This is a genomic window from Scardovia wiggsiae, assembly GCF_051045985.1.
Classification (GTDB): domain Bacteria; phylum Actinomycetota; class Actinomycetes; order Actinomycetales; family Bifidobacteriaceae; genus Scardovia; species Scardovia wiggsiae.
This window is the reverse complement of the sequence record NZ_CP157350.1, coordinates 1,201,776-1,224,590: the sequence shown is the minus strand read 5'-3', so window position 1 is coordinate 1,224,590 and position 22,815 is coordinate 1,201,776. Positions and strand designations below refer to the sequence as shown.

The 22,815-nt window shown below is 53.9% G+C and carries 19 protein-coding genes and 2 tRNA genes; 14 read left to right on the top strand and 7 right to left on the bottom strand.

What is annotated here, in order from left to right; all coding sequences use genetic code 11:
• Positions 1-61: 61 nt before the first annotated feature.
• Positions 62-1,300 carry a DUF805 domain-containing protein gene (locus tag ABKA16_RS05175; RefSeq protein WP_381000338.1) on the bottom strand — a complete coding sequence of 413 codons (1,239 nt, stop codon included), beginning with the start codon at positions 1,298-1,300 and terminating at the stop codon, positions 62-64.
• A gap of 185 nt (positions 1,301-1,485) precedes the next feature.
• Between ABKA16_RS05175 and gltX the strand changes: the two genes are divergently transcribed.
• The 4 genes from gltX (at position 1,486) to ABKA16_RS05155 (ending at position 4,778) form a co-directional block, all read left to right on the top strand.
• Positions 1,486-3,039 (top strand): glutamate--tRNA ligase, encoded by a 1,554-nt coding sequence (gene gltX, locus ABKA16_RS05170; protein ID WP_381000340.1) that lies wholly within the window; start codon positions 1,486-1,488, stop codon positions 3,037-3,039.
• Positions 3,040-3,107: 68 nt separating this feature from the next.
• Positions 3,108-3,180 (top strand) — tRNA-Glu (locus ABKA16_RS05165).
• Between the two features lie 46 nt (positions 3,181-3,226).
• Positions 3,227-3,301, top strand: a tRNA-Gln gene (locus tag ABKA16_RS05160).
• A gap of 85 nt (positions 3,302-3,386) precedes the next feature.
• Positions 3,387-4,778 carry a serine/threonine protein phosphatase gene (locus ABKA16_RS05155; RefSeq protein ID WP_381000342.1) on the top strand — a complete coding sequence of 464 codons (1,392 nt, stop codon included), beginning with the start codon at positions 3,387-3,389 and terminating at the stop codon, positions 4,776-4,778.
• 34 nt (positions 4,779-4,812) lie between these two features.
• Here ABKA16_RS05155 and ABKA16_RS05150 read toward each other — a convergent pair whose 3' ends face one another.
• Positions 4,813-5,628 carry an IclR family transcriptional regulator gene (locus tag ABKA16_RS05150; protein ID WP_029246289.1) on the bottom strand — a complete coding sequence of 272 codons (816 nt, stop codon included), beginning with the start codon at positions 5,626-5,628 and terminating at the stop codon, positions 4,813-4,815.
• A 728-nt stretch (positions 5,629-6,356) separates the two neighbouring features.
• On the opposite strand from ABKA16_RS05150, the gene murA reads away from it, so the two are divergent.
• The 4 genes from murA (at position 6,357) to ABKA16_RS05130 (ending at position 11,192) form a co-directional block, all read left to right on the top strand.
• Entirely contained in the window at positions 6,357-7,688 is a 1,332-nt protein-coding gene (murA, locus tag ABKA16_RS05145) for a UDP-N-acetylglucosamine 1-carboxyvinyltransferase (protein ID WP_381000344.1), read from the top strand.
• Between the two features lie 50 nt (positions 7,689-7,738).
• Entirely contained in the window at positions 7,739-8,683 is a 945-nt protein-coding gene (locus ABKA16_RS05140; RefSeq protein WP_381000345.1) for a lysophospholipid acyltransferase family protein, read from the top strand.
• A 170-nt stretch (positions 8,684-8,853) separates the two neighbouring features.
• On the top strand, positions 8,854-9,852 hold the full coding sequence (locus tag ABKA16_RS05135) for an NAD(P)H-dependent glycerol-3-phosphate dehydrogenase (protein WP_381000347.1): 999 nt from the start codon (positions 8,854-8,856) through the stop codon (positions 9,850-9,852).
• Between the two features lie 47 nt (positions 9,853-9,899).
• Complete coding sequence (locus ABKA16_RS05130; RefSeq protein ID WP_381000348.1) at positions 9,900-11,192, top strand: D-alanine--D-alanine ligase family protein; 1,293 nt, start codon at positions 9,900-9,902, stop codon at positions 11,190-11,192.
• Positions 11,193-11,254: 62 nt separating this feature from the next.
• Here the strand turns inward: ABKA16_RS05130 and ABKA16_RS05125 are convergent, their stop codons facing one another.
• The gene (locus ABKA16_RS05125; RefSeq protein WP_381000350.1) at positions 11,255-12,661 is read right to left on the bottom strand and encodes a mechanosensitive ion channel family protein; all 1,407 of its coding nucleotides are present in this window, start codon (positions 12,659-12,661) and stop codon (positions 11,255-11,257) included.
• A 139-nt stretch (positions 12,662-12,800) separates the two neighbouring features.
• Between ABKA16_RS05125 and ABKA16_RS05120 the strand changes: the two genes are divergently transcribed.
• From ABKA16_RS05120 to rsmD, 6 genes are all read left to right on the top strand, one after another.
• The gene (locus ABKA16_RS05120; RefSeq protein ID WP_434156660.1) at positions 12,801-13,793 is read left to right on the top strand and encodes a hypothetical protein; all 993 of its coding nucleotides are present in this window, start codon (positions 12,801-12,803) and stop codon (positions 13,791-13,793) included.
• Between the two features lie 370 nt (positions 13,794-14,163).
• Positions 14,164-15,297 (top strand): permease, encoded by a 1,134-nt coding sequence (locus tag ABKA16_RS05115; protein ID WP_381000353.1) that lies wholly within the window; start codon positions 14,164-14,166, stop codon positions 15,295-15,297.
• On the top strand, positions 15,294-16,262 hold the full coding sequence (locus tag ABKA16_RS05110; protein ID WP_381000355.1) for a TIGR03943 family putative permease subunit: 969 nt from the start codon (positions 15,294-15,296) through the stop codon (positions 16,260-16,262). The genes ABKA16_RS05115 and ABKA16_RS05110 overlap by 4 nt, the downstream gene beginning before the upstream one ends.
• Positions 16,263-16,400: 138 nt before the next feature.
• Positions 16,401-16,595: a 50S ribosomal protein L28 gene (gene rpmB, locus ABKA16_RS05105; protein WP_381000356.1), complete on the top strand. Its 195-nt coding sequence runs from the start codon at positions 16,401-16,403 to the stop codon at positions 16,593-16,595.
• A gap of 129 nt (positions 16,596-16,724) precedes the next feature.
• On the top strand, positions 16,725-19,166 hold the full coding sequence (locus ABKA16_RS05100; RefSeq protein WP_381000358.1) for an ATP-dependent DNA helicase RecG: 2,442 nt from the start codon (positions 16,725-16,727) through the stop codon (positions 19,164-19,166).
• 193 nt (positions 19,167-19,359) lie between these two features.
• Entirely contained in the window at positions 19,360-19,956 is a 597-nt protein-coding gene (rsmD, locus tag ABKA16_RS05095; protein WP_381000360.1) for a 16S rRNA (guanine(966)-N(2))-methyltransferase RsmD, read from the top strand.
• 337 nt (positions 19,957-20,293) lie between these two features.
• On the opposite strand, the gene rpmF is transcribed toward rsmD, so the two are convergent.
• The 4 genes from rpmF to coaD all read right to left on the bottom strand — a co-directional run bounded on the left by rpmF (position 20,294) and on the right by coaD (position 22,751).
• The gene (gene rpmF, locus ABKA16_RS05090) at positions 20,294-20,491 is read right to left on the bottom strand and encodes a 50S ribosomal protein L32 (protein ID WP_007148013.1); all 198 of its coding nucleotides are present in this window, start codon (positions 20,489-20,491) and stop codon (positions 20,294-20,296) included.
• A 136-nt stretch (positions 20,492-20,627) separates the two neighbouring features.
• On the bottom strand, positions 20,628-21,218 hold the full coding sequence (locus ABKA16_RS05085; RefSeq protein ID WP_381000361.1) for a YceD family protein: 591 nt from the start codon (positions 21,216-21,218) through the stop codon (positions 20,628-20,630).
• A gap of 96 nt (positions 21,219-21,314) precedes the next feature.
• A complete protein-coding gene (locus ABKA16_RS05080) occupies positions 21,315-22,103 on the bottom strand; it encodes a hypothetical protein (protein ID WP_381000363.1) in 789 nt (262 codons plus the stop codon).
• Between the two features lie 147 nt (positions 22,104-22,250).
• Complete coding sequence (gene coaD / locus ABKA16_RS05075) at positions 22,251-22,751, bottom strand: pantetheine-phosphate adenylyltransferase (protein ID WP_381000365.1); 501 nt, start codon at positions 22,749-22,751, stop codon at positions 22,251-22,253.
• Positions 22,752-22,815 lie beyond the last annotated feature (64 nt).

The window sequence follows — 22,815 nt, the reverse complement described above, 5'->3', positions numbered from 1 at the left end:
TGATAATATTGTGGAATCTCTATCCATATCCGTTTTGTTGTGTACCGGTTGAACAGTTCAGCTACTGCTGGGAACTTTCTGCATCCGGATCGGCAGTCTGCCCTGACCCGGTATCAGTATTAGGCCCGGTAGATGATGGCTGCCCATACTGGTTCTGGGAAGGCTGTGCCGTACTGCTCAGCGGTGAAGGTGCAGATACCTGCTGGGAGGAGGGGGAGGGAGCCTGAGACGGTTGTGATGCCTGTGCCTGAGAGGCCGAAGCCTGGGGCTGCTGCGGAGAGAAGCCGGAGAAGCCTTGCTGTCCCTGCTGCTGAGCGGGCTGCTGCCTCTGTGCTGCCTGCTGGCCGAAGTTCTGCCCGTATCCCTGATACCCGTACTGTGCCTGGTTCCCGGCAGGCTGCTGGAAACTCTGCTGCCCTGCCGCAGGCTGGTATGCCTGCTGCCCATAACCGGCCTGGGCGCCTGCCGGCGATCCGGCTGCCTGTGCGTGCGCAAGGAAATACTGAGGGTTGTCTTCAGGCTTATCGAAACGCTGGCCTTCAGCCTTTGACGGCAGGCACATGAAAACGATATAAGCGATGCGCAGGGCAAAGAGGAGGAGCCCGACTATTGCGGTATTCCCTGTAAAGCCCAGCATACTTGCTATAAATGGGGCGGTAACATCAATTGAACGGGCATACCCGTAGTAGCCAAGAATGGATGCCAGGGTGTTGATCGTTATGATAAAAATGATGATGCCGAGGATAATCTCTGCACACCAGTATCCCAGGAGCCACCATCCGCTGTGGTTGCTGTCATGCAAACGCCTCACGGTAAGTGCCAGATTGGGGACGAGGATAGCAAGAAGGTAGATCCCATAAAGCATTATACCGCCAAGCCCCAGGACGCCCAAAGAAGTATAATCATAGTCTGGTGTCATGGTTGAAGCAATGATGCTGATAATCATCCACCATGCAAAAGAGACCAGTATGTTGAAAAGGACAATGAACCAATATTCCGAACGCGAAGCCCGCCCCGAAAATGTTGCATACTTCTTGAAGAAGCGCGCAACTGCCTTGGGGAAGGGGATGCCGTACCACGGCAGCCCCAATGCAGGCTCAGCCTTTGGAGGGATATAAGTATTGTAATTATAATTTGCCGGATATCCGGTATGGGATGCACCAGGTGCACCTGCCCCTGTATTCGTGCCCGTACCGGTGTTCTGCTGCGGCTGCTGGGCGTATGAAGGCTGGCCGTAAGGCTGCTGGCCATAAGATGGCTGGCCGTAAGGCTGCTGGCCGGCAGGCTGCTGATAAGTCATAATTTTTCCTTATTGGTTGGGTATCGCCCGTATACATGATCTGTATGTAAGGATATGTATATAAGGCGTATGAAATTTACACCAGCATTATATAAAAGGCGCACAACATTCGTCGAAGCGCAAAGGCACAATAGATACGTTGTACAGTCACTATTCACAAAAGATAAAGGTTTGGCAGGGAAATAATGTCAGAAATTTTGGAAAACACCGGGAGTGGGAAGGCTGATGGGGATAAGGCACGGCCTCAGATGCCTGCAAATATCCGTGTGCGTTTCTGCCCTTCCCCTACAGGGATCCCGCATGTAGGGATGGTGCGTACTGCGCTGTTCAACTGGGCTGAAGCCCGGCATACCCACGGCACTATGGTGTTCCGCATTGAAGATACCGACAATGCAAGGGACAGCGAGGAAAGCTATAACCAGATCATTGAAGCGCTCCAGTGGCTCGGGATCGACTGGGACGAGGGGGTCAATGTGGGCGGGCCGCATGCCCCTTACCGCCAGTCTGAGCGTATGGATATTTATGCTGATGTTGCCAAAAAACTCCTTGACGCAGGGTATGCCTATGAATCTTATTCCACCCCGGAGGAGACCAGGGAGCGTAATATTGCTGCCGGGCGTCCGGCGGAGTTCGGTTATGACGGCTATGACCGGACCCTTACTGATGAGCAGAGGCAGGCGTTCCGTGAAGAAGGGCGGGATCCGGCTCTGCGTATAAAAATGCCTGATGAAGATATCGTTTTTAACGACCTGATCCGCGGGGAGATTACCTTCAAAGCAGGCTCAGTGCCCGATTATGTGATTGTCCGCCCTAACGGCGACCCGCTGTATACCCTTACTAATCCAGTTGATGATGCCATGATGGACATCAATGTGGTGTTGCGCGGTGAAGACCTTCTCAGCTCTACGCCGCGCCAGATCGTCCTGTACCGGTATCTTGCGGAACTGGGGATCGCCGGGCAGGTACCGCTGTTTGGCCATATGCCGTATGTTATGGGCGAAGGGAAGAAAAAGCTGTCGAAGCGTGACCCCGAATCCAACCTTTTCCTCCACAGGGACCACGGCTTCATCCGCGAAGGCCTTTTGAACTATCTTGCTTTGCTTGGATGGTCCATTGCTGCAGACCGCGATGTCTTCTCCATGGATGAATTCATAGAGAAGTTCGATGTCCGTGATGTTAAAGCGAACCCGGCACATTTTGATCTGGATAAAGCTACTGCTATCAATGCTGAGCATATCCGCATGCTTGATCCGCAGGATTTCCTTAACCGTTCGGTACCGTACCTTTACCGCGACGGTGCTGCCAGCGCCGGTTCATGGGACGGCCTGACTGAGCGCGAACGGAAGATATTGGGCGCTTCTGCAGGCCTTGTACAGACACGCGTCCGCCTGCTTGGCGAGGTGCCGGGAATGATGGAAGGCCTCCTCTCCACTGAGGAATATATGGAGCCGGATGATGATGCCCGTAAGCAGCTTAAAGATTCCGCTGGTGAAGTACTCGACGCTGCAGCTGCCGCCCTGAAGGGGATAAACGAAGCTGACTGGCATGCTGAGAAGATCCATGATGTGCTTGGCAAAGTTCTGGTTGAAGAGCTGGGATATAAGCCGAAGCTTGCTTTCGGCCCCGTGCGTATTGCCATTTCAGGGCGCAGGGTGTCGCCGCCGCTTTTTGAATCTATCGAGATCCTGGGTAAGGGGCTTACCCTTGCGCGACTCGCCCAGTTGCGCAAGCACCTCTAAGTGTGTATACTCTCTTTCTGTGCCTGATGGGCAGCGTTACTGCTGCACACAGGTGCTAAAACTGAATCGCCCCTGTCGTATAGCGGTCTAGTACGTCGCCCTCTCACGGCGTTAACACCGGTTCAAATCCGGTCAGGGGTACCCGTTTGTACATACCTGGTTCTAAAACTGATAGTGTACAAACCATTGGGGTATGGTGTAATTGGCAACACAGGTGATTCTGGTTCATCCATTCTTGGTTCGAGTCCAGGTACCCCAGCCATTCAGCTTAGGCTGCACAGGCTTAAGCGGTTTTATAAAGATAAAATTGCCTCCACGCCGGAGGCTTTTTTGATACCCTATTAATTATGGTCAGCGATATGGCGGTTGTATCAGATGTTTCTCAGGCTGCAGGAGCCCCGGGGCAGCTATCGGACGGCTCTGCAGCACCATTGTGCGATGCCTCTCACCTGTCTGTTTCTGCACGCCTTGGCCGGCTGCAGTTCCACAGATCCGGGAAATTCCGCATCCTCCAGTTTGCGGACATACAGGATGGCCCGCATGTCAATAAAGATACTGTTAGACTTATCGCTGCCGCATGCGATTCAGCACGTCCCGATATCGTTATTTTTTCCGGCAACCAGATCGCGGGCTATGATCCGGCGTATGCCGGCACTTTTATCAACCGGCCATGGGCTGCGAACTGGAAGGAGTACTCACTTTCCGAGCGGGAGAGGCAGCGTAGCCTGGAAAAGGCATCCGCCCTGGTGCGGTCCAGCATCGCGCAGTTCCTCCAGCCCCTTATTGACCGCGGTATCCCTTTTGCTGTGACGTATGGCACGCATGATTTCCAGTGCGGGCTCAATACTGCGGCACTTGATGCTATCTACCGCGAATTCCCGGGATGTCTCAATCCGAAAGCTGTTGTTGCGGATCTCCGTGACCCTGAGCCTGTCCATGCGCAGGGTATGGCCCATCAGCATGTGTATGCATGCGAACCGGGGACCTTTGCGCTCACCGTTTCGGATACTGAAGGTAATGATACTTTAGGCATTATGCTTGTCGATTCCGGTACATATGCGTTAGGCGGGGGGTATGGTTCCCCCTCGCTGGATACTTTGGAGTTTATGCGCGGGTTTGCGCATCAGACTCCGGCAAAGTCAATAGTTTTCCAGAACATCCCTATACCGCAGTATTACGAGCTCCTGCGTGAAACTGCCCCTACGCGCGCCCATGCAGTCAGGGGATACAGGGCTTTCGACCATGCCTATTATGAGATCGATCCTGATAAAACGCTTCCCGACAGCTACCTGGGGGAGGGGATAAGCTGCCCGGACAAAGATTCGGGCGAATTCGACATTATGGCCTCTTCTCACAGCTATTGTGCGATCTCAGCGGGACATGACCACCGCAATGGATTTGCCGGTGAATACAGGGGCATCCTTATGGTAGCCAACCCTACATGCGGTTTCGGGTCTTACGGGCCCGCGCCGCAGAAACGCGCAGGGCGGCTGTTTGAGTTCGATATAAGGCACCCTTATGAGCCTCGGATACAGCTCCTTGAATTCGGGCAGATCGTGGGCAGGCCGTCATCTAGGAAAGCGTATTCTTTTGGTCCAAGCTATGTGCCGAGTTATGGACGCAGGGCTTATGATCTGCTGGGAAGGCATACGGGCTGGAAGAAAGCTGTACAGTTTATCAGGGATATTTTTTTGCGGGGCAGCAAGAAAAACGGCGGGGAAAAAGGCAGCAGCAAATAGCCGATACCGGAGGGCCTGAGCTGAGGGAGAGGTGTCACAGGCCGGCGTGGGAGATATCGTCGCTGAGATGCTTTGCTGCGCTTAATACGACAGGGGCATACAGATGCCCGGGATGTTCACCCATACGCTCTGAAGGCCCGGAAAGGTTGATTGCCGCTACGATCTGCCCTGACGCATTGCGGATCGGGGCAGCAACTGATGAGACGCCGGTCTCCCGCTCGTCAACAGACTCGGCCCAGTCCCTGCGGCGTACATCTGCAAGCGCCTTATTGCCGAATCTGGCTCGGGACAGGAACCCGCGCAGGTTTTCGGAAGGCTCCCAGGCAAGCAGCACATGTGACGCCGCGCCTGCCGCAAGGGACAGGCGTGTCCCTACCGGGACGCTGTCACGCAGCCCTGTTGTCCGTTCGACGGATGCGATGCAGATACGCTGCCCTTCATGCCTGCGGTAGATCTGTGCGGATTCCCCCGTCCTGTCATGCAGGGACTGGAGGATAGGTATCCCCGCAGCAATAAGGCGGTCATTGCCGGCGGCAACGGCAAGCTGGGCAAAGCGGGCACCCAGGACGAACCGCCCGTCATTATTGCGGTCAACGAAATGGTGCACTTCAAGTGCAGTGGCTATGCGGTGCGCTGTGGGGCGCGAAAGCCCGCTGCGGTTAGTAAGCTCTACGAGTGTGGCCGGACCCGTTTCCAGTGCTGCCAGCACTATTGCCGCCTTGTCAATGACTCCTACGTTTGAGTGCAGGGCTTTGGCGATCGCTACAGTATCGGTATTCTGCAGTGTGCCCGCAGATGACAGTGATTTTTCGCTGTGCCCTACCTGCTGCGGGTCCTGGAAAATTGACAGCGCTGCCCGGGAACGCCGGAGATTAGCCCCTGCGCGGGCTTTTTGCGGGATATTGCCGCCCTCATCTTCATCTTCACCGGCCAGGCCTCCATTATCCGCTGCGGCAGTTTCCCCTATGCTGCTGTGCAGGTCCGATATAATGCGGGCGCCAAGCGACCTTCCGTCATTCCTGTCAGACGCAGAGGATCCGGAACGCCTTCCGGGAGCTTCCCCTCCCTGCCGGTTTTCAGCAGTTTCTGACGGGATACTTTCTGCGGGGGTTTCCGGAGAGGGGGTTTCTGTGCCGGACAGCCCTTTTTCCTCATCGTCATTGCCAAAATGGATCTCATAAACGGGTACAAAAGTTGAAGGGATAGTCCAGCCTGTTGTATTTGGGCGTAAATTGCGCATCGGTTTCCCGACAGGCCGCAGTAAAGCTACATCATCGTCGATCTCAGCACGCCCAGTAGCCTTGTGAGGTTCATCAGCACTCATAGGTACCTCGTCAGATATAGTGTATCAGCTGTCTTCCTTAATCTTGTCTCATAATGCGGACAAAATGCGTACAGAAATGTTGCCCGATTTATTCCAGTTTCACGAAGTGTGCACAGCGTATATGGCACAATAAAAATAGTGTGGACAGCTGCTGTTCCCATTTCGCCTGCAGACGCATAAATGTGGATCCAGGAATACCCCCATTCCGGCAGATGTTAAAACAGATAATGTGTGAATTATTATAAGGAGCGACAGTGAGTGCTGTAGAACCCGAGAAAGATGTCCTGCATGTTGTTGGCGGACGGCCGTTGAACGGTACGATCAAAGTACGCGGAGCCAAAAACCTCGTCAGCAAAGCGATGGTTGCAGCGTTACTGGCACCCGGAAGATCGGTCCTGAAAAACGTCCCGGAGATCCGCGATGTCCAGGTGGTCTCAGACCTCCTGCGGCTTCACGGTGTCAGCGTGGATGTCAATGGGGACACCGGTGAAGTAGCTATTGACGCCCACCATGTAGAAATGCCTGCAGTATCGGATGTGGAAACATTATCCGGCGCCTCGCGGATCCCCATCCTTTTTTCCGGGCCGCTCCTGCACAGGCTCGGTGAAGCATTCATCCCCTCATTGGGAGGCTGCCGTATTGGCGACCGTCCCATTGATTTCCATCTTGAGACCCTGCGCAAGCTCGGTGCGGATGTTGACAAGGAGCACGAAGACGGCATCCATATCACAGCACCGCACGGCCTGCAGGGGGCGAAAATACATCTCCCATACCCCTCGGTCGGTGCTACTGAGCAGACTATCCTTGCAGCAGTCCTTGCAGAAGGCAAAACAGAGCTTTCCGGTGCAGCTGTTGAGCCTGAGATCATGGACCTTATCGCTATCCTTCAGAAAATGGGTGCGGTTATTTCAGTTGATGTTGACAGGACTATCCGTATTGAAGGTGTCAGGGAACTCAAAGGGTATACCCATACTGCTCTGACGGACCGTATTGAAGTTGCCTCATGGGCTTCTGCCGCGCTGGCGACACGCGGGGACGTGTTCGTTAAAGGCGCTACCCAGCCTGAAATGATGACTTTCCTCAACATATACCGCAAAGTGGGCGGCGAGTTTGACGTTACGGATGAAGGCATCCATTTCTGGCATCCCGGCGGGGACCTGCACGCTGTAGCCCTTGAGACAGATGTCCATCCAGGCTTTATGACTGACTGGCAGCAGCCGCTTGTAGTGGCGCTGACGCAGGCGAAAGGCCTGAGCATCGTGCATGAAACTGTTTATGAAAACCGCTTCGGGTTTACTAAGCCTCTTGTTGATATGGGGGCGACGATCCAGCTGTATAAAGAATGCCTGGGATCGCTTCCGTGCCGATTCAAACAGCGCAATTTTGAGCACTCTGCCGTGATATTCGGGCCAACGCCGCTGGCAGGCCAGGATATTGATGTCCCGGATCTGCGCGGCGGATTCTCCCACCTTATTGCAGCCCTCGCTGCGCAGGGCGAATCCTCGGTGCATGGCATATCGCTGATAGACCGCGGATACGCAGATTTCCGCGGCAAGCTGGCTGCCCTTGGCGCAGGGATCGACTAGGGGATAACCGCCCGGCTGGCAAATTCCTGCCCGCAGCGCACAATAAGAGTATGGTTTCTCCAGGAAAAGTTTCGCCCGGAAGCAATGTCAGCCCGTTAAGCGACGAGCAGGTAGGACGGCTGGCGCGTACCCACAGGCTTGTAGATCCTACGCATCCTCTGCCGACTGGGCGGCGTACCGTCAATACCGTTGAAGTCAATGGGCAGAACCCCCGCGCAACTGCACGCCTGCTTACCGGCACAGCATGGGTGGTCCGCGGGCGCACCAAGCTCAAAGCATGGGGTTTGGACCATGTCCCTGAAAATGGTGTGTTCATCACTGCGGCGACCCATGTAACGCAATTCGATGTTTTTATCCCGATGATGTCGCTGTTCCACCAGGGGCGCAGGCCGCGGTATATGGCAAAAGCGGAACTGTCCAGATGGCCTGTCCTGGGCAGCTGGTTCAGGCTTGTAGGGATGCAGCCTGTAGAACGTCACAAAGGCGAGGCCCGTGCGATCGAAGAGGAATCCATCAGCATACTTTCAAGTGGGCGCCCGCTGACCGTGTGGCCCGAGGGGACAGTGACCCGCGACCCGTTCAGATGGCCGATGAGCCTCAAACCCGGCCTGGGGTATATTGCTCTGGAGGCTTCGCGCAGGCTTGGATATGAAATACCTTTGTACTGCGCGGTTACATGGGGTGCAGCCAGCATCAACCATTTCTGGCCATGGCCGCGTAAAAATGTTGTTATGTGCTTCGACTGCAGCCTCCCTTACGGGGACCTCCTTAAAGACGCAGATTCCTGGGGCGCTCAGCCTCCCAAAGGCCTGATCATGGAACTGGTCAACCGCGTGCGCCAGCGGATGGAAAATATTATGGCCGAGATCAGGGGGGATCAGCCGCCTGAAGAAGGCATGTGGGATTATCGGACGATGTCGCGCGTGCCCAGGCCTGAGCTGGGGATAGATGTATCCCTTGATGCGCTGCCTGATGATGGGGCTCCTCTGCGGTAGTGGTGCTTTCCTGCACAGCGCCAACTTTGTGGTTATGGTGTAGCAGTGGATGTTTTTCAGGCGTTATGTATGCAGCGTACTAAAATTGCTACAGGATATAAGACGCAGCATGGAAGCCTTTCTGTGGGCTCTATGCGCGGGAATTATACAGAATGAGGTGGTATGACGGTATGGCATCAGTAACAGTTTTAGGTGCAGGCGCCTGGGGGACCGCTTTCGGACAGGTCCTTGCAGATGCAGGCAATGACGTGACTATGTGGGCTATCGAGCCTGACATAGTTAATGCGATCAATACATTGCATCAGAACCCTGTCAGGCTGCCTGTAGTAAACCGTCTTCCTGACGCTATGCATGCTACCCTTGGCCGCGAAGAAGCAGTGAAGGATGCTGAAATCATTATTGTTGCGATCGCAGCGCAGTTCGCACGGCAGGCACTGGATGGGTTCAAAGGCCTGATCCCCCCGCACGCTGTTGTCGTTTCCCTGATGAAAGGCATTGAGCGCTCAACGGATAAACGTATGGACCAGGTCGTGCGCGAGACCCTGGACCTTCCCGCAGACCGTTTTGCATGCCTGTCCGGGCCGAACCTCAGCAAAGAAGTCGCCCAGAGGCAGCCTGCTGCTGCAGTGGCTGCCAGTGAAAGCCACAGTACAGCGGTCAAAGTTGCGGGGATCGCGACAACTGGCTATTTCAAGGTATTTGCGTCAACAGATGTTATCGGTGTCGAGATGTGCGGATCGCTGAAGAATGTTGTTGCCCTTGCGGTAGGGATGTCGCGCGGAGCGGGTTTCGGCGAGAATACAGCAGCGATGATCGAGACGCGCGGCCTGGCTGAGCTTACACAGCTCGGGGTAGCTGCCGGCGCGCAGGCACAGACCTTTGCAGGGCTTGCCGGGGTTGGCGACCTTGTTGCAACATGCGGGTCCCCATTAAGCAGGAACTATACTTTTGGCGCCAACCTTGGCAAGGGCATGAGCGTGGACGAAGCAACGAAAGTCAGCAATGGCGTGGCTGAGGGCGTTCCTACGACCGCAGCTGTTGTGGCTCTCGGCGAAAAATATGGGGTCGATACGCCGCTTGCTTCCGCGATGTTCCGCGTGCTCAATGAGGGCATCTCCTGCGAAGAAATGCTTGCAGACCTTTTCGGCGATGATATGGTCGATGAATGACCTCAGGGATATACAGGAATCAGTAAAACTACAGGAATCGAGGGAAAATGTCGTTATCTCAGTCCACCCAGCCAGGCCAGCCGGTCCCGCCGGACCAGCCGCAGAGGCTCCCGTCCCAGGATCCATCCGCGGGTTATCCTTTCGCGGAACCTCCATTTTTACCCTCATCCTCCGGGCGTAAACGGATAGCTGTCCTTTACGGCGGGCGTGCAGAAGAGCATCCGATCTCGTGTATTTCAGCCGGGTATGTTCTGCAGCAGATGGATCCTGAAAAATATGAGGCTGTCCCCATTGGGATCACCCGCGAAGGTATCTGGATAACCGGCGGGGATGACCCCCGGCAGTGGAAACTGGGGGCAGGGCAGCTTCCGGCTGTGGAAGAGGCCTTCGGCTCCCGCAGGGTGGTCCTTGACGTATCCCTGCAGGGGGACGGTTTTTTCGCCAGGGATGCGGGAACCGGCAGGCTTGGGTCCCTGGGTCATATTGATGCTGTATTCCCGGTACTGCACGGCGCGTATGGGGAGGATGGGACCGTTCAGGGGCTGCTGTCAATGATGGGCGTGCCGTTTGTAGGCTGCGGTGTGCTTGCGTCTGCAGTATGCATGGATAAGCATTATACGAAAGTCATACTTGAACAGGCCGGTATCCCGGTTGCCCCAGGGATCACTCTTGATACCCGCAGCTATGATGCCGGTTCCCGTTTTGAGCAGAACGGGTTCGACCTGCTTATGCAGGTTGAGGAGGCGGGGCTGGAATACCCTCTGTTCGTAAAGCCGTCGCGTTCAGGGTCGAGCTTTGGAGTTACGAAAATCGATTATGATGATGACAGCCAGGCCCGTACACGGAAACTTGTTGAGGCGGTCTATGAAGCTTCGCAGCATGACTGGCGGGTGCTTGTGGAGCAGGGGATAGATGCCCGTGAAATCGAATGTGCGGTATTTTCCCCGCGCAGAGGGCAGGCCCCGCAGACAGCATTCCCGGGGGAAATAGTCCTTGACAAACCTGAAGAGGATACATTCTACGATTTTGACAGCAAATATATGGATGCCCAGGCTTCCCATGTTGAGATCCCCGCCCATCTGCCCCAGGATATCCTTGATAAAGTAAGGCAGGTTGCAGCGAAGGCTTTTTTGGCAGTTGACGGGGAGGGGCTGAGCCGTGTTGACACATTCGTTATGCCTGACGGCACAGTCATGGTCAATGAGATCAACACCCTGCCCGGGTTTACGTCAATCTCCATGTATGCCAAGGCCTGGGAAGCTACCGGTATCAGCAGCCGTGAACTTATCGGTTCCCTTATTGAAGGGGTCCTTCAGCAGCCTGTCAGTAAATCGGCATAATGCATAACGGGCATAAGCATATAAGCCCGGGAGGCTCTGACATACATATTAATTAGCATACATTAGTTTTCGTGCCGGTCGGTGCGGTTTCCCCTGGCGGGCTCTGCAGTATGGCCTTCCTGTTCCCCTGCCTCCCGGGGGCCGGAACTGCTTTTTGCCTCTAAGGACTTCCGCAGCGGCCGCCCTGATGATGACGATATCTTCCTGCTTGAGCGTTTCCCCCCAGCACCCCTGCGCTGCCTGCGCACCTGTACGTGGGCGTCGTTGGGGATGATCCCTACTTTCTCCGGGTTAGCGTTGACTTCTATCTGCTGCATAACCTGGGGATTGGTATCGGCAACGGGGGCTCCCGGCATATCAGGTGCCCGACCGCTTTCTGTGCTTGCTGACCCTGAGGCGGGGTAGGGGTTCGTCGGGTGCTTCCTGCTGCGTGACTCCGCTGCAGAAACAAGTTTTTTCAATATCCTGTTGACATACGGGCCATTCCGGGCATCTTCGGAATTATCTACTGCAACATGCCCGTCTTCTTTTCTGATGATCCCCGTGCCCGGATGCACATCAGTTGCATCTTTCACAGCCTTTTCTGACGTGACAGGCCGAAGGGCGATAGTTTCCTGCCTGTCTTCAGCAGGGACGGGGACAGCCCTCTCATCATCCCCGCTATCCATAATGTAATCTTCACCTGCAATCGCACGGCACGCAGTGTCGGTGATCTGTGCAAAGCCCACCCCGCGCGCTGCATAAAGCACGATTTCGCCTGTGATGCCGTCTGAAGTAAACCCTGTAAAGCGCACCGAAGGGTTCGTCTTTTTAAGGCTTATATTTGCTGTCGCGCGCCCTACAAGCTCAAGGATGCGCTTGGTTGCCATAGATATATCAGTACCATTGCGCAGGACGAACGGGACAGTTGTGCACGCTGCGTTGTTTGCAGGAAGCTTTTCCAGCTGTGTTGAGTTGAGGACCGAGTTTGGTATCCACATCTCGTTGCCGCCGCGCTCTTTGATGATCGTATGGCGCCATGTAATATCCCTGACGCGCCCTGACGCATTGCTGACTTTTATGTTGTCCCCCGGCGAAATAACATGGCTGACCATCAGCGTAAAGCCGCCGATAAGGTTGGAGATCGTATCTTTCATACCAAAAGAAAGTGCAAGCCCTCCAACTCCCAGGGCTGTAAGGAGCGTACTCGGCGTAATGCCGAAAACCGGTTTGAGCACAACGAGCACGGCAAGGAACCATAATAATATGCGCAGGAAATTGATGAACAGCGATGCGCTTGGCAGGTTCGTTTTATCGAAAGCCTTAGTTGCAAGCCTTGCCGCAATTTTAATGATGAAAAATGCGACAATAAAAGTGACGGCAAGATAGATGATTTTTGACATATTCGCCCTGAGCCATCGGGTGATCGTCTCCCATGGCAGAGGAAGGTTCGCCGCTAATGCTGCCCGGGTATGCTCAAACAGATCCATACCGGTATTGTGCCATAGTGCGGCAGCCCGCGGGTAAAAGCGGCTTGAATGTTTGCCAAGTATCTGCAATTGACCGCATGGAATAATGGTGCAGGACACGCTGTGAGCAGATTATTGCCCTCTTAGAAAAAAGTATATAATGTCAGCAAGGAAGGATGGTCGTGATAGTATGAAGATCGGCTCCTCAGTTTCTATCGTATTCAAATATTTCGTGACCGGGATAATGATATCTGCTGTCCTTTCTGCCACTGCCTGTACTCCCGCCCCTCCTGTAAAGGGTTTCAGCAATATCACGTTAGAGGGAGTTGTGGCGGCAATATCTGTTAATCCTCAGGCTTTTGGCCAGGGGATCGAAAATGTTAAGGAGGGCTATGTTGCGCTGATAAAGGAGAATGGCAATTATACAGTTATAAGGACCTCAGGCATGGCAGCTCAGGAACTCTTATGGACAAAGAAAGGGCTGTATTTTTCTGATCGTGACAGCGATTATTTTATTGGAAAGAAATCGGATGGCGGGTGGATGAGCAAGAGGAAAGCTGATGGAAAGGTACCGTATCAGAATTTTCTTGTTGAGGACCGTGAAGGAGGCGCAGTAGCGGCTTTTGACTTGGGCTTTACTGATAAGGTATCGAATCAGTTGAAGATCATACCAATGTTTTCCTCTCAGAAACCTTATACCATTGCGTCGCGTATCCTCAGTGCAGCTGCATTTTGCGGACCGAAACTTGTAGGTATTACTGCAGAAGAGAATAACTCTGACAAGGTCCATCCGGATATTGAAGCCAGAGATTATGTGACATTAAAAGATTTATCAAAAGATTCAGGGAATATCTCAGTTTATGATAGCGGCGGCAGGAGCTTTAACGTTATTAGTTACGGGAATGCAGTGTGCCGTACTTCTCAGCTTTTTCCATTCTTTCAGAACGTGTATCAGAGACAACCGAAAAACTGTTCCTTCTTAAATGGAATATTATTTCTGATGAGAAACAGCTTATTCCTATTATGTATAAAGACGGGCGCCAGCTTAATCTGTCTAACGCCGGTATTTTCCAGGACAGATATTCACTTGTGGATAACGATACTTTCGTGTTCTCTGCGCGGCAGACAGGAAGTCTTTTCAGCATCGATGTGAATACCGGTGTTGTTAAAAAAAGGTTTAGCCCGGAAACCTCCCCCTGACACGTGAGACTACAGATGAGGGAAATATTGCCTACTCCCTTCGTATAACGAAAAAGTATTTTTATATTTTGTTCGTGGGGTTTGGGGAACGGAACGGGCGGGCGCACATTACCGTTATCAATAAGAAAAGCTGGAAAATTGAGCGTACCATTACTTTTGATCAGACTTTATCTGATTTGCTGAGAGGGGGAAACCGTAAAATGTCGTATGCTGATGGCTATGCGGTTGATCCTGAGCTATAGTGTGTAAAGCACACGATCCTGATATGGATAAAATAGGGGAGCCCGATATAGAATTGTGCGGGACACTATCGGAGGCACGGTATGGCAGGCACATCGCATAACCCTCTGAGGCCCTCACGGCCGCTGAGGCAGTCAACTGTTTACCTGCTGTTCCTTCTTGTGCTGGCGGTACTGGTCTTTGCAATTACCCAGGTCTCATCGTCACCCGTTACAGGCAGTACAGCAGTGGCCGTGTTTAATTCTTTTATCGGTATCATGCTGCAGGGTATAGCTTTCCTGATCGTGGGGGTCCTGCTGTCGTCGGCGGTGCGGATTTTTATCCCGGTCTCATTTTTTGAGAGGGTATTCGGAGCCCATGCAGATAATTCCCGGCGCTCTGTGCGGTATGTGCTGCGCCTGGTATCAGGTATGTGTGCTGCAGTTTTGTGCGGACTGCTTCTGCCTGTCTGTGACTGCGCTGTTATCCCTCTTTTCGCAAGCCTGGTCAGGAAACGGGTGCCGCTTCCTGCAGCTGTCACATTCCTGCTGTGTGCCCCGGTGGCGAACCCTATCGTAGTGTGGTCAACATACTACTCTTTTAACGGGTCGTGGGCTGCTGTCCTTCAGCGCTCAGGGTACGGCATACTCGTCAGCGTTGTTGTAGGGATGCTTTTCGCCCTGTTCCCGGTAAAATATGATATCTTCAAAAAACCGGATAGCCATGATAGCGTAAACTCTGCTGAGGCAGATAATATCCAGGACCCCAGCACCGGCCATCACCATAAAAAAGTACCTGAAAAAGCTACTTGTGCCCAGATGCTCACTATTTATCTGGAAGATGCCAGGGATGAGTTTTTCTCTGTTGGCGGCTATCTCCTTATCGGGGCATTGATCGCCAGCGCCCTGGGGGCTTCGGCGCTGACTGCAGTGCTCAAATCATGGCCGCATGGCAGCGGGACGCTTCCGGCCGGCCTTGTGCTCCTTGCAGTAATGATGCTGGCAGGTTTCGTGATGTCTGTCTGTTCATCATCAGATGCTGTTATCGGACGGAGCTTCTCCACATACATCCCGTTCGATTCGGTCCTGGGATTCCTTGTTTTCGGTCCTATGATGGATATTAAAAATGTGCTTATGCTCCAGTCCCGCTTCAATCGGAGATTTATTATGCGCCTTGTGCTGTCCGTAGCAGGGACCTGTTTTGCAGCTATGGCTGTGCGGTTGGTGGTGATGATATGACGGGATATGATACGGACTCTGTCCGTTGCGCCCCTTCTGCCGCGCAGGCATCTTCACAGGAATATGCGCAGGGGCCCAGGCAAATGCCTGCGCATGCTGATGCCTTTGATGTGATCCAGGCTCTGGCCTCTTTATGCAGTTCTGGGGCCTTTATATATCTCCTTGTAAGCGGAAGATATGCGAGATTCGTTACGCCGCGGCTGGTCCCTGTCCTGTGGATAGCGGCGCTGGCACTGCTGGCGTGGGGAGCTGCAGGGGTTCTGCGCATTGCCGGGGTACGCCGCCAGGCCCATCCCGGTATCTGCAGGGGGGATGGAAGAGCTGAAAATAAGGGGCGTAACGGTAACAGCGGGTGCTGCGGGGAAAATAATAATGGAAGCAGCCATGCCGCGGAAAGCTGGATCCATATATGGACACGCTGGCTCAGGCTCCTTGTGCTCCTCCTTCCCGTTACTCTGCTTGCAGTACCGTACACCGCTTTTGCCTCCACCCTGGCAACCTCATTGGGGTCGCCTCCGGCGTATGAAAGCTCCTTCAGCAGCGGACAGTCTGAGTCCGGGAAGTTGCCCGGGCTGGACAGGGCTAAAAAAGCGATCACTATTGATGCTGCGCATTTCGGCCCATGGTTTGAAGAAATAGGCGCCCATCCGGATGTGTACAGCGGGTATTCTGTCACTGTTGCCGGTTTCGTTGAACATACTGCCATGAACACCGGTAAGGATTTCACTGTTTCCCGTATGCTGATGACATGCTGCGTGCAGGATATGACAGCTTTTGGCTTTACGGTAAAAGGCAACAGCGCTGTCAGAAAGGCAGGGGACAGTGTCAGGGAGCACCAGTGGGTCCTGGTAACAGGGAAGATCAGGACATATAAATCTGCATCCCGGGATGCTGAAGACGGTGTTGCGATTGAGCCGGACAAGGTTGAAAAGACGGCAGATGTGCAGGGATATTTCTACAGGTAGCATAGAAACACGGCAGAAGTTTGCGCATGTACGGGCATTAGGCTAGTATAAACAAGTTGCGTGCCTGCAAGGCTTTTGTGCGCTCAGACGGCGTTGCTACGCGGGCGCAGGATGACGTGAAACTACTGAGGAGTTATTATGGCAGCTCGTTGTGATGTATGCGGCAAAGGCCCGCAGGTCGGCTATTCCGTATCCCACTCACATATCCGTAATAAGCGCCGTTTCCTTCCAAACCTTCAGGCTGTTCACACAACTATAGATGGCGAGAATGTCCGTCTGCGCGTGTGCACTTCCTGCCTCAAGGCCGGCAAGGTCCAGCGCCGTGTTGCATAGTGTGCGGCACACAGGTTATTAAAGCTTTACCCCGCATATTGCGGGGTTTTGTTATTGTGGAGCTGGATCCTGATACCGCGGGATCCTGTGTGTACCGCAGCGCTTCATCACTGTGACAGGGAGGCAATAATGGCTGTATCGCTCCAGTCTTCATTATCTTCCGTTATGCCTAATAAGCGGCGTGTGAGCGCATTCAAAAGCCTTGGGGTCTTCAATGTTGAAGATCTGCTTACTTACTACCCTTTTCGGATCACGGACCCTGTACCGCACTGCAGCCTGCGTGATGTGAAGATTGGGCAGAAGGCTGCCTTTGCAGCTGCTGTAAAAAGGGTGAGGTCTGTCCCTATGAATGCCCGCAAGGGGTATCGCGTGGAAGTACAGGTTGAAGATTCAGCTTCCGCAGACACTTCGGCGGGAGGATATCCCGGTACCGCAAGCTTTATTTTCTTTTCACATAAAAAGCATTATGTTGACTGGCTTTTAGGGAGATTCAGGCAGGGGGCCGCCATCGTGGCATCAGGGGAACCGGGCCTGTATGGGAATACCCTTCAGTTTACCCATCCTGATGTGCTGGTTATAGGGAAGGACATTGATACGCCTGAAGAAGGGCTGGAGCTGCTGTCGAGGCCGCAGCCTGTGTATCATGCGAGCTCCCGTATATCATCTCAGCATATACATGAATCTGTTGTCGGCATAATAAAGATGCTTGCCCAAAATAGCGGGGCAGGAGCAGTCCCGCCTCCATCCGGGGACTCCGGCCCCGGGGAAGGCGGCAGCAGTCCCGGTTCCGGGGATATAAGGGAAGAGGCCGGTTACGAGGCTGATACTGCCGGCATACCGTACAGCCAGCTCAGCGGGGCTGTCCCTGATATCCTTCCTGAAGAAACTGCTGCATCGCAGAAGATAATGCACCGTGCCCAGGCGCTGCTTGCTATCCATATGCCGCAGGCTGTTAATGAGTTTTGGCAGGGGATACGTGCTATGCGGTTTGAAGAAGCTTTCATCTCGCAGACGGCACTGCTGCAGCAGCGGGAGAAAATGCGTGAAAGCAGGTCGTATGTGTGCAGCGGCGGGGAAGGGGCCGGCAGCCGGGATACGGACGGCAACAGGGCCGGAGAAGGTGCTCAGGAAGGGCTGGCGGCCCAGTTTATTAAAGCGCTGCCCTTCGCCCTTACCCAAGGGCAGAAGGATGTGATCGCCCGGATCCAGGCGGATATGGCACGGAGTTATCCGATGAGCCGCCTTCTCCAAGGGGAGGTTGGATCGGGCAAAACTGTTGTGGCGATTGCCGCAATGCTCCAGGCGGTACAGTCCGGATATCAGGCTGTGCTGGTTGCCCCGACACAGGTGCTGGCCCAGCAGCATTATCAGAATATTAATGCAATGCTCGGCAGTGCCGGGATCAATATCCCTGTTGTACTGCTTACCGGAGGCATGCGCCTGGCTGAACGCAGGCGCGCCCTGTCTGTGCCGGCAAGCGGCGTGCCCTGTATAACCGTCGCTACGCATGCTGCGTTTTCATCAACCTTCCAGGCGCCGAACCTTGCTCTTGAGGTGATTGATGAGCAGCACCGTTTCGGTGTAGGGCAGAGGGAACAGCTGAGACGTGATTCTGAAATCATGCCGCATCTCCTGGTAATGACCGCTACGCCGATCCCCCGTTCTGCAGCAATGACATGGTTCGGGAACCTTGACATCTCATGGCTTACTGAACTGCCTGGCGGACGTAAGCCGGTCACATCGGTTATTGTACAGGAAAATGATGCGCGTACTATGGGGCAGATGTTTGTGCATGCCCGCAGGCGTATTGATGCCGGGGAGCGGGTGTACGTTATCTGCCCCAGGATCGACAGCAGTGCTGAAGGTACTGCTCCCGAAACGGACGGCCTGTTCCTGCGACAGTCGTATAACAGCAACGGCATGCCGGACAGTGAATCTGAAAACGGGATCCGTCAGCTGCATTCCGTAGAAGAGATATCCGAAAGGCTGTCATCGCTCCCGCAATTTTCGGGTATAGCGGCTGCAACGCTGACAGGCCGGGATGATGACGGGCAGAAGGATGCGGTTATGAGGTCGTTTGTATCCGGCGAGACTCCACTGCTTATTGCTACCACAGTGATTGAAGTGGGGGTGGATGTACCGGAGGCAAGCTGTATTATTATTTTTGATGCTGACAGGTTCGGACTGTCGCAGCTCCATCAGCTTCGCGGGCGCGTGGGCAGAGGAGGGACGCCCGGCTGGGCCTTCTTTATAACCCGTGCAGATCCGCAATCCCTCGCGGCTGAAAGGCTGGCAGTGATCCGCAGTTCCTCAGATGGCGCTGAGATCGCACAGGCTGACCTTGAGCTTCGCGGCGCCGGCGATGTGCTCGGCGATGCCCAGTCCGGAGGCCGCAGTTCCTTTAAACTTCTGCGTGTGGTAAAGGATGCAGAGATGATATCCCGCGCCCGCGAAGCTGCCGGCGGGCTGCTGCGTGATGATCCGGAGCTGGCCCTTCCTTCCCATATACAGCTGGCCGGCGCTGTGCTTGATTTTACCCGTGGGGCCGGGGGCTTTATTACATCATCCTGAGCTTTATATCCTGAACCCCTTCCCCCTGGATTGCGTCCCTTAGCCATCCTTTGCCCTCTCACTCTCCTTATGGCCGTCCTCGGCGTATCCCGGGATCCTGCTTAACCGGCTGCAGCGGATACTGTGTTTGATTATCACTGGTCCCGCTGTACATATCTGTTATGTTGTTAATGGCAAAGGGGATAATGAAGGCATGCGCATTATTGCTGGCAGGCTTAAGGGGGCCGAGATCAAGGTCCCGAAAAACGGGAAAACTACACGCCCGACAACTGACCGCACTAAAGAAGCTATCTTTTCGCGGCTGGAGTCTATAGGCGCCATAGCAGGTGCTGATGTCCTTGATCTGTTTGCCGGTACGGGCGCATTGGGTTTTGAGGCGCTTTCCAGGGGTGCGCGTTCGCTTGTTGCAGTGGAAGCCAGTTCCAGGGTTGCATCATGCATAAAAAGCACTGCAGGGGATCTGTGCCGGCTGCCCGGCTGGGACCCGTCCGTTAAGGTGAAGGTTGTTAAAGCCAGGGCAGAAAAATTTGTTTCGGCAGCCCCATCCGATAAACCCGGATCAGGCTCCCTGTACTCGCTCGTTTTCATGGATCCCCCATATGCCATGGATACTGAGGAATGCAATATCCTCCTTAAAGATATAGTTATGGGATCTGTGGTTACAGATGATGCTGTGATCGTTGTGGAACGTTCTGCGAGGTCAGAGGCAGTGAGCGCCCCCGCCGGCTGGGAAATTACCATGTCGCGCAAGTATGGCGAAACAGCCGTTGATTATATTGGGCGTTCCTGACCCGCTCCGGGTGTTGTGCCGTTTTTATTGCCGCCAGCTATTTTTGTCAGCCTGGTTCCATCCGCTTTTTCCTCATCCCTCCCGCTATCCCATTATTGGCTGGTGGTAAAACACACAGATACAAAATCAAAAAATGTGGAAAACCGCCGAAAGTAATTTTGTATCTGCGTGTTTTACCACCAGCGAGTGTGCAGTGCCGGCGGACGGATGCCTGGTGATGGGCAGGGCAGCAGCAAATTATTGGATGCCAGCAGTACCTGATGGGGAAATTAAAGGGAAATTAAAAAAGTACTGCCGCCCGTCGGCGGCAGTACCCTGTAATAATAGAAACGTCTCGTTACTTGTTAGCGAGGGTTGACTTCACTGCACCGCTGTATGTGCGGCCGCGATATGATCCGCAGTTCGGGCACGCAACGTGGGCGAGCGTCGGAGCGCCGCAGTTCGGGCATGCAATAGTAGTGGTAGCCTTGGCTTTCCATGTGGAACGGCGGGTATGTGTATTCGCGCGTGAAGTCCTGTACTTTGGCAGTGCCATGGGTAATTCCTTTTCGTTCGAACAAATTTACTTAAGCGTATGTGAGTTTAATGCGACCCCTCGAAATTGTGCTCTGGATTAAGACTCGCCGGGCGGCTGGGGCTTGCCGGACAGCTGTGGAGGGGTTACCGTCTGGTCAGGATTCACCGAGGCTTTTCCTGAAGTTTTCCAGCTCTGCCCACCTCAGGTCGGTGATCTCATGGCGGTGCTCAGGGTTTTCATTAAGATCGATCCCGCATTGGGGGCATAGCCCCTTACAGTCCGGTGAGCATAACAGTTGTGGCGGGAGCGCTTCAGCGAGATTATCCCGGATAAGCGCCTCGCAGCTGAGCATTGTTGACTGCGGGTCAAGGGGGTAAACGTCCTGCTGATCCCCGCTGCCCTCGTCGGCCTCGATTTCCTCCTCGCCATGCGGGAGTTTCTGCGGCTGCCCTTCGTATGTGAAGAAAGCAGTAAAAGGAGGGGCAAGTTTTATGCTTACAGGCTTCAGGCATCGTGTGCATTCCCCACTCAGCATCGATCTCACAGTACCGGTGAAAAGCAGGCCATCGGGAAGGCTTTCGGCTGTCCCGCTCAGATATACCGGCGACCCTTTGGGGATGCCGATAACAGCATCCCCTATGCCGTCCGGTGCCGGCATAGTTTCATCAATATCCAGGGTCTGCCCGGCACGCTGCGAAAGACTGGAAATAGATACAGACCAGGGGGTACGTTTTTCGCGGACCATATATCCTCTTAATTCCTTTTGATATCTTTTAAGTGTGATGTACGCGGTACAGTACCTCAATACCTTACATATTTCAATATCCTGTATATGGTTATGCTACTGGCGGTCGGGATAATCATCCGCTGACAGCCGCGGGATCTCCTGTTCGGCCTGTTTTTGCCGTTCATGCAGCACTTCCAGGCCGGACTGGATACTGTTATGGATCTCGGTGATCTGCTCATCCAAATCGTGCATGGATTTCTGTGCGTACCTGTTTGCTCCGGCTGTGAGCTGGTTGGCCTTATCCTGGGCATTGTCAAGTATCCCGCGGGCTTTCTGCGTGGCGATAGACACTACGTTTTCCTGGCCTGCAAGGAACTGTGCCTGTTCGTTGGCTTCGCGTATGATCCCGGCGGCCTGGCTGCGCGCATCAGAGACTATGGAGCTTGACTGTGTCTGCGCATTCTCCAGACGGCGTTCAGCTTCGCGCATCAGTGCAGAGGCACGCTCAAGCTGCACGGGGAGGTCTTTTTTCAGGTCGTGGAGCAGATCAAGGAACTCACTTTTATTGATTTTAGCCACATCAGCATTGAACACCCCTGTCTTGGCTTCTTCAATAAGCTGCTCCATATGCTCAATAATGTCATACGCGGTGGTGAACTGCTCGTCACCTATGCGGTCGTCATCATCGTCCGCCTCAGCGCTGTTATCCTTATAAGTTTCAGGTATATAATCGTGCAGTGCCTTCAGCGCAGCATTAGCGGGGCTTTCGTCCTGCCCGGCATTGCTGTCCTCACCGTTATCATTGTCATTTATAATATTTTGCTCAGGAAGCGTTGCCTGAGTTTCATCAGAGGCTTCATCCTCCGCACTGAACTCTGCATCCTGTGAAGTAGTATCGTCCATAATGGCCTTCCCTGTGAGTTATCCTTTACTGTATTTTACTTCCTTCGCATGATATCCGCATGCAACCTGCCATGGTATCCGCCTTGACGCTCTATCCCCACCATATGGGGACTGTCTGAATATCTGCCGTTCGCAGGCCGGGCGGTATCAGGGGTTCTTCTGCATATCATCCCGCAGGACCCTCAACAGGGGGGCAACTACGTTATCGGGCACCATCCCTGAGATATCGCCGCCATGGCGGGCAACATCCTTGACGATAGAGCTTGAGATATGTTCCTTGATCGGGTCTGCCGGCAGAAAAAGTGTTTCAACGCCGGCAAGCTTGCGGTTGACCAGGGCCATGCCGAGCTCTGCCTCATAATCGCCGTTCTGGCGCAGGCCTTTTACGATGACGCTTGCATCGACTTTGATGCAGTATTCGGTGATCAGCCCGCTGGTGCTGGAAACTACAGCATTGGTGCATCCATCGGCATAAAGGGCATCCTGTATCAGCTGCACACGCTCGGCCTCAGTGAATAAAGGTTTTTTGGCTGAATTTACGGCTACGACAACATGGATCTCATCAAAGAACTGTGCGCACCGTTCAATAACGTCCAGATGGCCGGATGTGACGGGGTCAAAAGACCCCGGGCATACTGCAATAGTCATAGTCCAAGTTTACCGCATGATTTTTTTGAAAGCACAATTAAAGCACAATAATGGCGCAATAACA